Annotated in this window: 12 protein-coding genes; all 12 read left to right on the top strand. The window is 63.7% G+C overall.

What is annotated here, in order from left to right; all coding sequences use genetic code 11:
• Positions 1-21 precede the first annotated feature (21 nt).
• The 12 genes from CAER_RS0102530 to nqrF all read left to right on the top strand — a co-directional run bounded on the left by CAER_RS0102530 (position 22) and on the right by nqrF (position 12,400).
• A complete protein-coding gene (locus tag CAER_RS0102530) occupies positions 22-936 on the top strand; it encodes a LysR substrate-binding domain-containing protein (RefSeq protein WP_027233929.1) in 915 nt (304 codons plus the stop codon).
• A gap of 95 nt (positions 937-1,031) precedes the next feature.
• Positions 1,032-2,186, top strand: coding sequence for an aromatic ring-hydroxylating oxygenase subunit alpha (locus CAER_RS0102525; RefSeq protein WP_027233928.1), 1,155 nt, complete (start codon positions 1,032-1,034; stop codon positions 2,184-2,186).
• The gene (locus CAER_RS0102520; RefSeq protein WP_027233927.1) at positions 2,183-3,634 is read left to right on the top strand and encodes an aldehyde dehydrogenase family protein; all 1,452 of its coding nucleotides are present in this window, start codon (positions 2,183-2,185) and stop codon (positions 3,632-3,634) included. Before CAER_RS0102525 ends, CAER_RS0102520 begins: the two co-directional genes overlap by 4 nt.
• 3 nt (positions 3,635-3,637) lie before the next feature.
• Positions 3,638-3,877 carry a hypothetical protein gene (locus CAER_RS0102515; protein WP_027233926.1) on the top strand — a complete coding sequence of 80 codons (240 nt, stop codon included), beginning with the start codon at positions 3,638-3,640 and terminating at the stop codon, positions 3,875-3,877.
• A gap of 95 nt (positions 3,878-3,972) precedes the next feature.
• Positions 3,973-5,067, top strand: a complete 1,095-nt coding sequence (locus CAER_RS0102510) for an alcohol dehydrogenase family protein (RefSeq protein WP_036796812.1) — start codon at positions 3,973-3,975, stop codon at positions 5,065-5,067.
• Positions 5,064-6,188, top strand: coding sequence for a mandelate racemase/muconate lactonizing enzyme family protein (locus CAER_RS0102505; protein ID WP_027233924.1), 1,125 nt, complete (start codon positions 5,064-5,066; stop codon positions 6,186-6,188). Before CAER_RS0102510 ends, CAER_RS0102505 begins: the two co-directional genes overlap by 4 nt.
• Positions 6,189-6,545: 357 nt before the next feature.
• Positions 6,546-7,889, top strand: a complete 1,344-nt coding sequence (locus tag CAER_RS0102500; RefSeq protein ID WP_027233923.1) for a Na(+)-translocating NADH-quinone reductase subunit A — start codon at positions 6,546-6,548, stop codon at positions 7,887-7,889.
• Positions 7,890-7,894: 5 nt separating this feature from the next.
• Positions 7,895-9,103, top strand: a complete 1,209-nt coding sequence (locus tag CAER_RS0102495) for an NADH:ubiquinone reductase (Na(+)-transporting) subunit B (protein WP_027233922.1) — start codon at positions 7,895-7,897, stop codon at positions 9,101-9,103.
• A complete protein-coding gene (locus CAER_RS0102490; protein ID WP_027233921.1) occupies positions 9,096-9,899 on the top strand; it encodes a Na(+)-translocating NADH-quinone reductase subunit C in 804 nt (267 codons plus the stop codon). The genes CAER_RS0102495 and CAER_RS0102490 overlap by 8 nt, the downstream gene beginning before the upstream one ends.
• Entirely contained in the window at positions 9,899-10,552 is a 654-nt protein-coding gene (locus CAER_RS0102485) for an NADH:ubiquinone reductase (Na(+)-transporting) subunit D (RefSeq protein WP_027233920.1), read from the top strand. The genes CAER_RS0102490 and CAER_RS0102485 overlap by 1 nt, the downstream gene beginning before the upstream one ends.
• Entirely contained in the window at positions 10,552-11,160 is a 609-nt protein-coding gene (gene nqrE / locus CAER_RS0102480; protein ID WP_027233919.1) for an NADH:ubiquinone reductase (Na(+)-transporting) subunit E, read from the top strand. The genes CAER_RS0102485 and nqrE overlap by 1 nt, the downstream gene beginning before the upstream one ends.
• A 16-nt stretch (positions 11,161-11,176) precedes the next feature.
• On the top strand, positions 11,177-12,400 hold the full coding sequence (gene nqrF, locus CAER_RS0102475) for an NADH:ubiquinone reductase (Na(+)-transporting) subunit F (protein WP_027233918.1): 1,224 nt from the start codon (positions 11,177-11,179) through the stop codon (positions 12,398-12,400).
• Positions 12,401-12,520: the final 120 nt, after the last annotated feature.

Raw genomic sequence — 12,520 nt, 5'->3', positions numbered from 1 at the left:
CCCCCAGGCCAGGAGCCGCAGATGTCCCGCCGCCACTACAACCTGCCGCCGCTCACCACCTTGGCTGCGTTTGAGGCCGCGGCGCGGCATCTGAGCTTTAAGAACGCGGCGCAGGAGCTGTCGGTGACCCCCGGCGCGGTCAGCCATCAGGTCAAGGCGCTGGAGGCCGAACTGCAGGCGCCGCTGTTTCAGCGCAAGCACCGGGGCGTGGAGCTGACCGAGGAGGGCGAGGCGCTGTTTGAAACCCTGGCCTCGTCGTTTTCCAAGATCTCCCTCAGCCTCAAGACCATCCGCGACCGCCAGACCGGCGATACGGTGACTATCGGTTCCACCTCCGCTGTCGCCTCGCTGTGGCTGTCGCCCTCGGTGGTGCGGTTCTGGCGCAAGCACCCGGATGTGAACGTCAACCAGATCGTCAACGACCGGCCGCTGCGCAGCATGCCGGATGTGGATTTCTATATCCGCTACGGGCGCGAGCGGGATAACCGGCTGGAACAGACCGAGCTGTACCGCGACCATCTGGTGCCGGTCGGCAATGCCGAACTGGCCGGGAAACTCACTGGCTGCCCGCTGGAGGAACTGGCGCAGCAGCGGCTGCTGCACCTGGAGTCCGACGACAGGAGCTGGACCACCTGGGCGGACTGGTTCCAGCAGCTGGGGTATGGCGGCCCCATTGCGCCGGGCGTGCGGGTCAACAACTATGCGGTGGCGCTGCAGGCGGCGCAGGACGGGGTCGGGCTGGTGCTGGGCTGGCAGCGGCTGCTGAACCCGCTGCTGACAACCGGCCAGCTGGTGCCGATCGGCCCGCATGTGCTGGCGGCGCCGCACGGGTTCCATCTGGTCGGCCGCCCGGACACGGAATTGTCGGAATCCGCCCGATTGCTTCGCAATTGGGTGATTGACGAGGTCAATCGAAGCTCGGATGAATCCAGCTAATCCCAGCGCGAAATTTCCTGATATTGAGTGAATCCCCTCTCTGCCTTCAATGGCGCAAAACGCGCACATCTTTTCCCAGGTTTGGAGAGACCCAGATGAACAAGCATGACACGCTTGCCCCGGTGATGGCTCCGGTCAATGTCGCAAACGGCCTGCCGAACGCCCATTACATCGACCCCGCCGTCTTTGCCGAAGAGAAACGCTCGGTTCTGTTCAAAAACTGGTCCGGCATCGGCTTTGGCAAGGACGTGCCGGAACCGGGCTATGCCAAGCCGGTGGATTTCTTGGGCATGCCGCTGCTGATCGTGCGCGACAAGACCGGCGAGATCGGTGTGTTTCAGAACACCTGCCGCCACCGTGGTATGATCCTGGTCGAGAAACCCGGCAAGATCCGCGGCGCCATCCGCTGCGCCTATCACAGCTGGTGCTATGGCCTGGATGGCCGACTGGTCTCCACCCCGCATGTCGGCGGCCCCGGCAACAACAAGCATGAAGACATCAAGCTGGACGAGCTGGGCCTGGTGCGCATCCGCTCCTATGTCTGGCGTGATGTGGTGTTCGTGAACGTTGACGGCTCCGCGCCGGAGTTTGAGGAGGCACACGCCGGCCTGCTGGAGCGCTGGAAGGAGTTTGAGACGCCGTTGCATCACGGCGGCGAGGGCTCCGGCTTCAAGCTGGAAGTGAAGACCAACTGGAAACTGGCGGTCGAGAACTACTGCGAGAGCTATCACCTGCCGTGGGTGCACCCGGGCCTGAACAGCTATTCCCGGCTGGAAGACCATTACAACATCGAGGTGCCGGGCCACTACTCCGGCCAGGGCACCCTGGTCTACCGCCAGCTGAAGGGCGAAAACGGCGAGGTATTCCCGGATTTCGAGGGCCTGAGCAGCAAGTGGGACGAGGGCGGCGAATATGTGGCTGTCTACCCCAACGTCCTGCTGGGTGTGCAGCGCGACCACGCGTTTGCGATCATCCTGGAGCCGGTCGATACCGAAAACACCGTCGAGCACATCGAGCTGTATTACTCCAAGTCCTCCGACGATACGCCGGAACTGGAGCAGCTTCGCGATGAAAATGCGAAACTGTGGAAGACCGTGTTCGAGGAAGACGTCTTTGTTGTCGAGGGCATGCAGAAGGGCCGCCACGGCGAGCTGTTTGACGGCGGCCGGTTCTCACCGGCGATGGACGGGCCGACCCATAACTTCCACGCCTGGGTGGCTGATCAGGTGACCAAGGGCCGCGAGGCATGAGTTCTTTCCTGCAAGACGGGCTGGCCAGGAACTTCCTGGCCGGCGGATGGGTAGAAGGCGACGGCGGTGCGCGCATAGCCGTCGAAGACCCCGGCAGTGGCCGCCATGTGGCGGACTGCGCGCTGGCGGGTGAGGAAAGCCTGGCCCGCGCACTGGAAGCTGCCCGCGCCAGTTTTGACCGCGGCGATCTGGCCGGGATGCAGCCGTCCAAACGCGGCCAGCTGATGCAGCGTATCGCGGCAGAAATCCGCGGTATCGCCGATGAGGGCGCAGAGCTCTTGTGCCGGGAAAGCGGTAAGAGCCTCAGCGCGGCGCACGACGAGTTTGAAGAGGCCGCGCAGTATTTCGAATACTACGGCGGCATGGCTGACAAGATCGAGGGGAAGTCGATCCCGCTCGGCCCCGATTACGCTGATTTTACGGTCTATGAGCCTTACGGCGTCTCTGCCCAGATCGTGCCGTGGAACTTCCCGGTGTCGATTGCGGCGCGGTCGCTGGCGCCTGCGATGGCGGCGGGCAATTCGGTGATTATCAAGTCGCCGGAGCTGGACCCGATGGCGCTGGCGATGCTGGGCGTGGCGCTGGAACGCGCCGAGGTGCCTGCCGGGGCGGTCTCAATCCTGAACGGCATCGGCTCTGAACTCGGCGCGCGTCTGGTGGAAAGCCCGGCGGTGGATCAGATCGTCTTCACCGGATCGGTCCCGACCGGCCAGGCCATCCTGCGTGCCGCCGCCAATCCGGTGACGCCCGCGCTGATGGAACTGGGCGGCAAATCCGCCGCGGTGGCCTTTGAGGACGCCAATCTGGACACGCTGATGTCCTCCCTGCAAAGCGGCATTTTCTACAACGCGGGTCAGGTCTGCTCCGCCATGTCGCGGGTGCTGGTGCACCGCTCGATCTATGACGAAGCGGTGGAGCGCGCCGCCGCGCTGGCAAATGGCCTCAGCGTCGGCCACGGGCTGGAAAACCCCGGCCTGACCCCGGTGATCTCTGCCCGCCAGCTGGACGGCGTTGAAACCCTGACCGCGACCGCCCGCCAAAGCGGCGCGCGTGCGGCCTCCGGCGGGGCCCGGCTGGAGCGGGAGGGGTATTTCATGGCGCCGACAATTCTGGCGGATGTGGACCCGGCGGCCCGCGTGGCGCAGGAGGAAATCTTTGGCCCCGTCACCTGCTTCACGCCTTTTGATACCGAGGCGGAGGCGATCGCGATGGCAAACGGCACCGAATTCGGGCTGGTGGCCGGTGTCTTCACCCGCGATCTGGCGCGGGCGCACCGGGTGGCGAACCGTCTGCGGGCGGGGCAGGTGTTTGTGAACGAATGGTTTGCAGGCGGTATCTCCACCCCCTTCGGCGGTGTCGGCAAATCCGGCTTTGGCCGCGAGAAGGGATTGGAGGCGCTGTATAACTACGTGCGCACCAAGAACATCGCGATCTCGCTGAAAGGCTGAGCCATGAACCGCGACGAGCTCGACCGGGCGCTGCTGCAGGCGCATGAGGACAAGGACAGCGTAGAGCTGGTGCGGCTGTACACTCTGGCCGGTGATCAGGCGGAGGCCGCGGGCAACATTGATGCGGCCTGCTTCTACCTGACCCACGCCTTTGTCTTTGCGCTGGAGGCCGGGCGGCCGGAAGCGAAAGAGCTGAACCGCCGCCTGGCGGAGCGCGGCCGCGCGCATCCGCTGGAGCTGTGATACACGTTTCAGGGTGCCGTTCCTGCGGGGACGGCACCCTGCTTTGGCCGGCAGGGGAGGGCCGGCCAATCTAATCACCAAAGGGAGGCAGGGGCATGATTCCGGAGAAAATGGCGGCGGTTCTGCTGACCGGCCACGGCGGCATCGACAAGCTGGAGTACCGCACCGATGTGCCGGTGCCGCAGCCCGGGCCGGGCGAGGTGCTGATCCGCGTCGCGGCGGCGGGCATCAACAACACTGATATCAACACCCGTATCGGCTGGTATTCCAAGGCGGTCGACGCCGACACCAACGCGGGCGGCGCCACAGGTTTTGACAGCGTCAATGACGACGACGCCAGCTGGTCCGGCAAGCCACTGGAATTTCCCCGTATTCAGGGCGCGGACGCCTGCGGGTATATCGCGGCAGTGGGGGAGGGCGTTGACGCCGCCCGCATCGGCGAGCGGGTGCTGGTGCGCAATATGCTGCGCTCTTACGTCGATTACCGGCCTTATGAATGCTGGACCTTCGGCAGCGAATGCGACGGCGGATTTGCCCAGTTCGCAGTGGCGCCTGCGCGCGAGACGCACGCGGTCAATTGCGATTGGTCGGATGCGGAGCTGGCCTCAATCCCCTGTGCCTATTCCACGGCGGAGAACATGCTGCACCGTGTCGGCTTGGGTGCGGAAACCGTGCTGATCTCCGGTGCGTCCGGTGGTGTGGGTTCCGCCGCTGTGCAGCTGGCCAAACGCCGCGGCGCCACCGTGATTGCGCTGTCCTCTGCCGCCAAGGCGGATGAGGTGCTGGCGCTGGGGGCGGACCGCGTTATCGACCGCAACGCCGATCTGCGGGCAGACCTGGGTGAGGGGTCCATCGACGTGGTGGTTGATCTTGTGGCTGGTGAGCAATGGCCCGCTTTTATGGATGTTTTACGGCGCGGCGGGCGTTACGCCACCGCCGGCGCCATCGCCGGGCCGATCAGCGAAATCGACGTGCGCACGCTCTACCTCAAGGACCTGACCCTGATGGGCTGCACCTTTCAGGAGGATGAGGTGTTCGCCAATCTGATCGCCTACATCGAGGCCGGTGAAATCCGCCCGCTTGTCGCCAAGACCTATCCGCTGAGCGAGATTGCCACGGCGCAGGAGGATTTTCTGAGCAAGAAACACACCGGCAAGCTGGTTCTGATGATCCCCGAGGTTGAGGCATGAAGATCAGAAAGATCGAACTGTATCAACTGGATCTGCCATACTCGGGCGGCGTCTACAGGCTGTCGGGAGGGCGGGAGTACCGCAGTTTTGATGCCTCTTTCGTGCGGATCACCACCGATACGGGGCTGGAGGGCTGGGGCGAAAGCACGCCATTCGGCTCCAGCTATATCGCCGCGCATGCGCTGGGTGTGCGGTCAGGGATTGCGGAGATTGCACCGTACCTGCTGGGCCGCGACCCGCGGCAGATGGACCGCATCAATGAGGCGATGGATGAGGCGCTGCTGGGCCATAACCATGCCAAATCCGCGATTGATCTCGCCTGCTGGGACCTGTTCGGAAAGTCGGTGAACATGCCGGTCTGCGAATTGCTGGGCGGCTCCACCGGCAAGCGCTTGCCAGTGATCTCCTCGATCTATGCGGGCAGCCCCGAAGACATGCGCGCCCGCGTCGCGCGGCACCGCGAGATGGGATACCTGGGCCATTCGGTGAAGATTGGCGCGCTGGATGCCGAGGGCGGCCCGGAGCTGGACGCCGAGCGCATCCGAGCGTCGCTGGCCGACCGGCAGCCGGGCGAGTTCTTTCTGGTGGATGCCAATGGTGGCCTGACGCCGGAAACCGCGCTGCGGATGCTGCGGATGCTGCCGGAGGGGCTCGATTTCGTGCTGGAAGCCCCCTGCAGGACCTGGCGCGAGACCATGTCGCTGCGCAAGCGCTGCACGGTGCCGATCATCCTGGATGAGCTGGTGCAGCAGGATGAGGACATCGCGCTGATGCTGGCACAGGATGTGGCCGACGGTATCGGCCTCAAGATCTCCAAGGCGGGCGGGCTGACCCATGGGCGGCGGCATAGGGACATCTGCCTGGCTGCCGGCGCCACTGTCAGCGTGCAGGACACCGTCGGCTCCGCCATCGCGTTTTCTGCCATTGCCCATCTGGGCGCCACGGTGCCGGAGCGGTCACTGCGCTGCATTCTGGATTGCCGCGATATGGTGACGCTGAAAACCGCCGAGTTCGACGCGCCGGTCAAGGACGGCGGCGTTCTGGTGCCGGATGCGCCGGGGTTGGGGATTACCGTCGACCGGGATCTGATGGGCGCGCCGCAGGCCGTCTGGGACGCCTGAATACGCAGTATTTGGTAGAATCAGTTTCAACCGCCTGTTGCGACTGGCAGGCACGCTGGCCCGCCCTGGCTGGGCCTGCCGGAAAGGCGTTGCCGTTTCTGCCTGTCAGCTTTGACGGTTTCCCGAGCATCGTGAGCGCCAACAGTCTGATAAAAGCGCGCAGTGCACAGGAAATTGGGGAACAGGCCGGGGGACAGCCTTGCCATTCGGTGCCGAATTTGATTCGAGTGCGCCGGAAATCAGGACAGGCTGTGCGGATGTGCGGAAAACGGCGTTTTGTGCGTTTTCTTTGCCGCCGCTGCCGGAACGGGGTAAGAACCGCCACGGGATTCGGCCTTGGAGGGACGTAGCGCAAATATGAAAACATTTAACTTGAGAAAGGGGCTGGATCTGCCGGTGACAGGCGCACCGGAACAGACAATCCACCCGGGCCCCGCCATCACCTCGGTGGCCGTGCTGGGCCCCGACTATCTGGGTCTGAAGCCCCGCATGCTGGTGCAGGAAGGCGATGATGTCCAGCGCGGCACCCCGCTGTTCTGCCATAAGGACGCGGAAGACGCCGTGATGGTGGCGCCGATGACCGGCAAGGTCGTGGCGATCAACCGCGGTGCGCGCCGCGTGCTGCAAAGCGTGGTGATCGAGATTTCGGATGCCGAGGACAAGGGCATTGATTTCTCCGCCGTTGGCGATGCGGATACCGCCGAGGGCCTGACCGCCAAACTGTGCGCGGCCGGCCTGTGGAGCGCGTTCCGCACCCGTCCCTATTCCAAGATGCCGCAGCCGGGCTCCAAGCCCGAGGCGATTTTTGTGACCGCGATGGACAGCGAGCCGCTGGCCGCCGATGCCGCAGTGATCATCAATGACGCTGCGGAGGCGTTCGAGGCGGGCCTGAAGGCAATCACCCTGCTGACCGACGGCACCACCTTCCTGTGCCAGAAGGCAGGCGACAGCATCCCCGGCACCGGCGTTGCCGGTGTGGAAGCGGCCGCCTTTGACGGGCCGCATCCCTCGGGCCTGGCCGGCACCCACATCCACTTCCTGCACCCGGTCCGCGCGGACGATCAGGTCTGGACCGTGTCCTATCAGGACGTGATCGCCATCGGCCGCCTGCTGATGACCGGTCATCTGGACCCCTCTGTCGTGGTTGCGCTGGCCGGTCCCGCTGCGCGCGCGCCGCGTCTGGTCCGCACTGTGTCGGGCGCCTCCACCGACGAGCTGACCCGCGGCGAGATCGCCGTGGACGGCCCGGTGCGGGTGATCTCCGGTTCGATCCTGTCGGGCCGCCAGGCGGCAGGCCCGCTGGCCTACCTGGGCCGCTTTGCGCGCCAGGTCGCGATCATCGAGGAAGACCGCGAGCAGATCCCGATGGGCTGGATCCGCCCGATGCCCGGCAAATACGCCGTGCAGCCGGTGCTGGGCTCTGCCCTCAGCCGCAAGCTGTTCAACCTGACCAGCAACCTGAACGGCGGCCGCCGGGCGATGGTGCCCACCGGCACGTTTGAGCGGCTGATGCCGCAGGACTACCTGCCGACGCAATTGCTGCGCGCGCTGCTGGTGATGGACACCGACTCCGCACAGGAACTGGGCGCGCTGGAGCTTGACGAAGAGGACCTGGGCCTCGTCGGCTTTGCCTGCCCGGCCAAGTACGAATACGGGCTGGCGCTGCGCGACAGCCTGACCAAGATTGAAAAGGAGGGCTGAGCCGGATGGGATTGCGCAGCTTCTTTGACAGGATCGAGCCGCATTTCGAGAAGGGAGGCAAGTACGAGAAGTACTTCCCCGTCTACGAAATGGTGGAGTCCTTCCTTTATACCCCGAAAACCGTCACCACCGTGGCGCCGCATGCCCGCTCTTACATCGATATGAAGCGGATCATGACCTATGTGGTGATCGCCACCATCCCCTGCATTCTGTGGGGCATGTACAACACCGGCTTCCAGACCAACTCCGCGATTGCGATGCTGGGGGCGGACGCGGCCACCGGCTGGCGCGTTGCGGTGCTGCAGGCGCTGGGGATTTCGCTGGATGCGTCGAACCCGCTGGCCAATATCGCGCACGGGTTCCTGTATTTCCTGCCGCTTTATATTGTGACGCTGGTTGCGGGCGGCATCTTTGAAGTCATCTTTGCCACCGTGCGCGGCCATGAGGTGAACGAGGGCTTCCTGGTGACCTCGATGCTGTACACGCTGATCCTGCCGGCCTCGACGCCGCTGTGGCAGGTGGCGCTTGGCATCATCTTCGGCGTGGTGATCGGCAAGGAAGTTTTTGGCGGCACCGGCAAAAACTTCCTGAACCCGGCACTGACCGGCCGTGCGTTTCTGTATTTCGCCTATCCGGCCAATATGTCGGGCGACTCTGTCTGGACCCCGGTTGACGGCTTCTCCGGCGCGACCGCGCTGGGGGTCTCTGCTGCTGACGGTTTCCAGGCACTGGCCGCCAAGGGCATTGAATGGTCGGACGCCTTCTATGGCACCATCCAGGGCAGCTTTGGCGAAACCTCGACGCTGGCCTGTGCCATCGGACTGGTCTTCCTGCTGGCCACCAAGATCGCCAACTGGCGCCTGATCGTGGGCTGCCTGGGCGGCATGATCGCCTTCTCGGTGCTGCTGAACCTCATTGGCTCTGACACCAACCCGATGTTTGCGATGCCGTGGTACTGGCACCTGGTTCTGGGCGGCTATGCCTTTGGCCTGGTGTTCATGGTGACAGAGCCGGTTTCGGCCAGCCACACCAACGCGGGCCGCTACATATATGGCGCGCTGATCGGTGTGATGGTGGTGCTGATCCGGGTGCTGAACCCGGCCTTCCCCGAAGGCATGATGCTGGCGATCCTGTTCGGCAACGTCTTTGCACCGCTGATCGACTACTTCGTCGTGCAGGCAAACATCAAACGGAGGGCGCGCCGCTATGGCTGATACCCAAAGCAAGGGCCTGATTGGCCGCTTCCTTGCCGCATCGCCGGATTCGGTTGGCAAGACCGTGTTCATCGCTGTCGCCGTCTGCCTGGTGGCCTCGATGATCGTGTCCACCGCCGCCGTGTCCCTGCGTCCGGTGCAGGAAACCAACAAGAAGCGCGACAAGCAGCTGAACGTTCTGCAGGTGGCCGGCCTTTATGAGCCGGGCCAGAATGTGGCCGAAGCCTTTGCCGCGTTCGAGCCGCAGGTGCTGGATCTGGAAACCAACACCTTCACCGACCAGTTCGACGCTGCCACCTTCGACGGCCTAGCCGCCGCGCAGGACCCGGAACTGAGCCGCGAGCTGGAGAACGACCCGGCGGGCATCGGCCGCCAGTCGCGCTACAAGACCGTGTATCTGCTGCGCGAGGAAGACGGCGATCTGGACAAGGTGATCCTGCCGGTCCACGGCTATGGCCTGTGGTCGACCCTCTATGGCTTCATCGCGGTGGAGGAGAACGGCAACGACATCTTTGGCCTGCAGTTCTATCAGCACGGCGAGACCCCGGGCCTGGGCGCCGAGGTGGACAACCCGCGCTGGAAAGCGCTGTGGCATGGCAAGGAGCTGCGGGATGAAGACGGCGATCTGGAGATCACCGTGTCCAAGACCGTGCCTGCCGCCGGCCCCGAACACCACATCGACGCCCTCGCCGGTGCGACGCTGACCTCTGTCGGGGTCGATAACCTGGTGCGGTTCTGGATGGGCGAAGAAGGCTACGGGCCGTTCCTCAAGTCACTGCAAGCGGGAGAGTTCTGATGTCCCAGAGCAAGAAAGACATGCTGATCGACCCGTTGGTCGACAACAACCCGATCACCCTGCAGGTGCTGGGCATCTGCTCGGCGCTGGCGGTGACCTCGTCGCTGCAGGTGGCCTTTGTGATGACCCTGGCGGTGACTTTTGTGACCGCGTTCTCGTCGATGTTCATCTCGATCCTGCGCAATCAGATCCCCAGCTCGATCCGGATCATCGTGCAGATGGTGATCATCGCCTCGCTGGTGATCCTGGTGGACCAGGTGCTCAAGGCCTACGCCTTTGAGATCTCCAAGACCTTGTCGGTCTTTGTCGGCCTGATCATCACCAACTGCATCGTGATGGGCCGCGCCGAGGCGTTCGCCATGAGCAACCCGCCGGTGGCGTCCTTCATCGACGGTCTGGGCAATGGTCTGGGCTATGGCCTGATCCTGATGCTGGTCGGTGTGGTCCGCGAGTTGTTCGGCTCCGGCTCCCTGTTCGGCATCACCATTCTGGAAACCGTGAACAACGGCGGCTGGTATGTGCCGAACGGCATGCTGCTGCTGCCGCCCTCGGCGTTCTTTGTGATCGGCCTGCTGATCTGGGGTTTCCGCACCTGGAAGCCGAACCAGGTGGAAGAGCGTGAATATAAAATCCAATCCGTGGAGGCGCACTGATGGAAGGGCTGATTTCACTCGCCGTTAAGGCCATCTTTGTCGAGAACCTCGCGCTTTCCTTCTTCCTGGGCATGTGCACCTTCATCGCGGTGTCCAAGAAGATCTCCACCGCGCTGGGGCTGGGGATTTCGGTGATGCTGGTGCAGGCCATTACTGTGCCCACCAACAACCTGCTGCTGACTTACCTGCTGAAACCCGGCGCGCTGGCCTGGGCGGGCTTCCCGGATGTGGATCTGACCTTCCTCGGCCTGATCTCCTATATCGGGGTGATTGCAGCGATGGTGCAGATCCTGGAGATGATCCTCGATAAGTATTTCCCGCCGCTTTACAACGCGCTGGGGGTCTTCCTGCCGCTGATCACGGTGAACTGCGCGATCCTGGGCGGTTCGCTGTTCATGGTGGAGCGCGACTACAACTTTGCCGAAGCGGCAACCTACGGCCTCTCCTCCGGCTTCGGCTGGGCGCTGGCGATCACCGCGATGGCGGGCGTGCGCGAGAAGCTGAAGTACTCCGACGTGCCGGATGGCCTGCAGGGCCTGGGCATCACCTTTATCACCGCGGGTCTGATGGCGATGGCCTTCATGTCCTTCAGCGGCGTCAAACTGTAAGGGAGAGCGCGGAAACATGGAAACTTTCACGCTCGGCGTTGTCCTGTTCACGGTGATCGTGCTGGCGCTGGTGGCCATCATCCTGGCCGCCCGCTCCCGCCTGGTCGCGACCGGCAATGTCAACATCACCATCAACGGTGAAAAAACCATCTCGGTGCCTGCGGGCGGCAAGCTGCTGCAAACGCTGGCGGCAGAGAAGCTGTTCGTCCCCTCCGCCTGCGGCGGCGGCGGCACCTGTGCCCAGTGCCGGGTGCGGGTGCATTCCGGCGGCGGCTCGATCCTGCCGACCGAGGAAAGCCACATCACCAAGCGCGAGGCCGCCTGCGGCGACCGCCTGTCCTGTCAGGTTGCGGTCAAGCAGGACATGGAAGTCGAAGTTCCCGAAGAGGTCTTCGGCGTCAAGAAATGGCGCTGCAAGGTGCGGTCGAACGACAACGTGGCGACCTTCATCAAGGCGCTGGTTCTGGAACTGCCCGAAGGCGAGGATGTGAACTTCCGCGCCGGCGGCTATATCCAGATCGAGGCGCCGGAGCACCAGCTGGCCTATACCGACTTCGACATTCAGGAGGAGTACCGCGAGGATTGGGACCGCTTCAATCTGTGGCAGTATAAATCCGTCGTGGACGAGCCGATCGAACGCGCCTATTCGATGGCGAACTACCCGGACGAAAAGGGCATCATCATGCTGAACGTCCGTGTGGCGTCGCCGCCGCCGGGCTCCACCGACATTCCGGCGGGCAAGATGTCGTCCTACATCTTCAACCTGAAGCCGGGCGATGAAGTCACCATTTCCGGTCCGTTCGGCGAGTTCTTTGCCCGCGACACCCAGAAGGAAATGGTCTTCATCGGCGGCGGTGCCGGCATGGCGCCGATGCGCAGCCACATCTTTGACCAGCTGAAGCGCCTGGAGAACCGGGACCGCAAGATCAGCTTCTGGTACGGCGCGCGCTCGAAGAAGGAGATGTTCTTTGTCGAGGACTTCGACCAGCTGGCCGAGGAGTTCGACAACTTCGAATGGCACGTGGCGCTGTCCGACGCGCAGCCGGAGGATGACTGGAAAGGCTACACCGGCTTCATCCATAACGTTCTGTACGAGGAGTACCTCAAGGATCACCCGGCGCCGGAAGACTGCGAATTCTACATGTGCGGCCCGCCGATCATGAACCAGTCGGTGATCAACATGCTGCTGGACCTGGGCGTCGACCGCGAGGACATCATGCTCGACGACTTCGGCGGCTGAGCCGGAGTGCGCAGAGGAAAACCAAAAGCCCCGGATGGAAACATCCGGGGCTTTTTCACGTCTTCAGGCGAAAGCAGGGAAGGGGGTGCCTTGCGTACACCCCCTGTGCACCGTGCGTGC

The organism is Leisingera caerulea DSM 24564 (assembly GCF_000473325.1).
Taxonomy (GTDB): Bacteria; Pseudomonadota; Alphaproteobacteria; order Rhodobacterales; family Rhodobacteraceae; genus Leisingera; species Leisingera caerulea.
This window is presented reverse-complemented; position numbering and strand designations above follow the sequence as displayed.

Excerpts from the sequence above, each read along its gene's own strand:
- CAER_RS0102530 (WP_027233929.1), top strand. The coding sequence starts at position 22 with ATGTCCCGCCGCCACTACAACCTGCCGCCGCTCACCACCTTGGCTGCG.
- CAER_RS0102525 (WP_027233928.1), top strand. The coding sequence starts at position 1,032 with ATGAACAAGCATGACACGCTTGCCCCGGTGATGGCTCCGGTCAATGTC.
- CAER_RS0102520 (WP_027233927.1), top strand. The coding sequence starts at position 2,183 with ATGAGTTCTTTCCTGCAAGACGGGCTGGCCAGGAACTTCCTGGCCGGC.
- CAER_RS0102515 (WP_027233926.1), top strand. The coding sequence starts at position 3,638 with ATGAACCGCGACGAGCTCGACCGGGCGCTGCTGCAGGCGCATGAGGAC.
- CAER_RS0102510 (WP_036796812.1), top strand. The coding sequence starts at position 3,973 with ATGATTCCGGAGAAAATGGCGGCGGTTCTGCTGACCGGCCACGGCGGC.
- CAER_RS0102505 (WP_027233924.1), top strand. The coding sequence starts at position 5,064 with ATGAAGATCAGAAAGATCGAACTGTATCAACTGGATCTGCCATACTCG.
- CAER_RS0102500 (WP_027233923.1), top strand. The coding sequence starts at position 6,546 with ATGAAAACATTTAACTTGAGAAAGGGGCTGGATCTGCCGGTGACAGGC.
- CAER_RS0102495 (WP_027233922.1), top strand. The coding sequence starts at position 7,895 with ATGGGATTGCGCAGCTTCTTTGACAGGATCGAGCCGCATTTCGAGAAG.
- CAER_RS0102490 (WP_027233921.1), top strand. The coding sequence starts at position 9,096 with ATGGCTGATACCCAAAGCAAGGGCCTGATTGGCCGCTTCCTTGCCGCA.
- CAER_RS0102485 (WP_027233920.1), top strand. The coding sequence starts at position 9,899 with ATGTCCCAGAGCAAGAAAGACATGCTGATCGACCCGTTGGTCGACAAC.
- nqrE (WP_027233919.1), top strand. The coding sequence starts at position 10,552 with ATGGAAGGGCTGATTTCACTCGCCGTTAAGGCCATCTTTGTCGAGAAC.
- nqrF (WP_027233918.1), top strand. The coding sequence starts at position 11,177 with ATGGAAACTTTCACGCTCGGCGTTGTCCTGTTCACGGTGATCGTGCTG.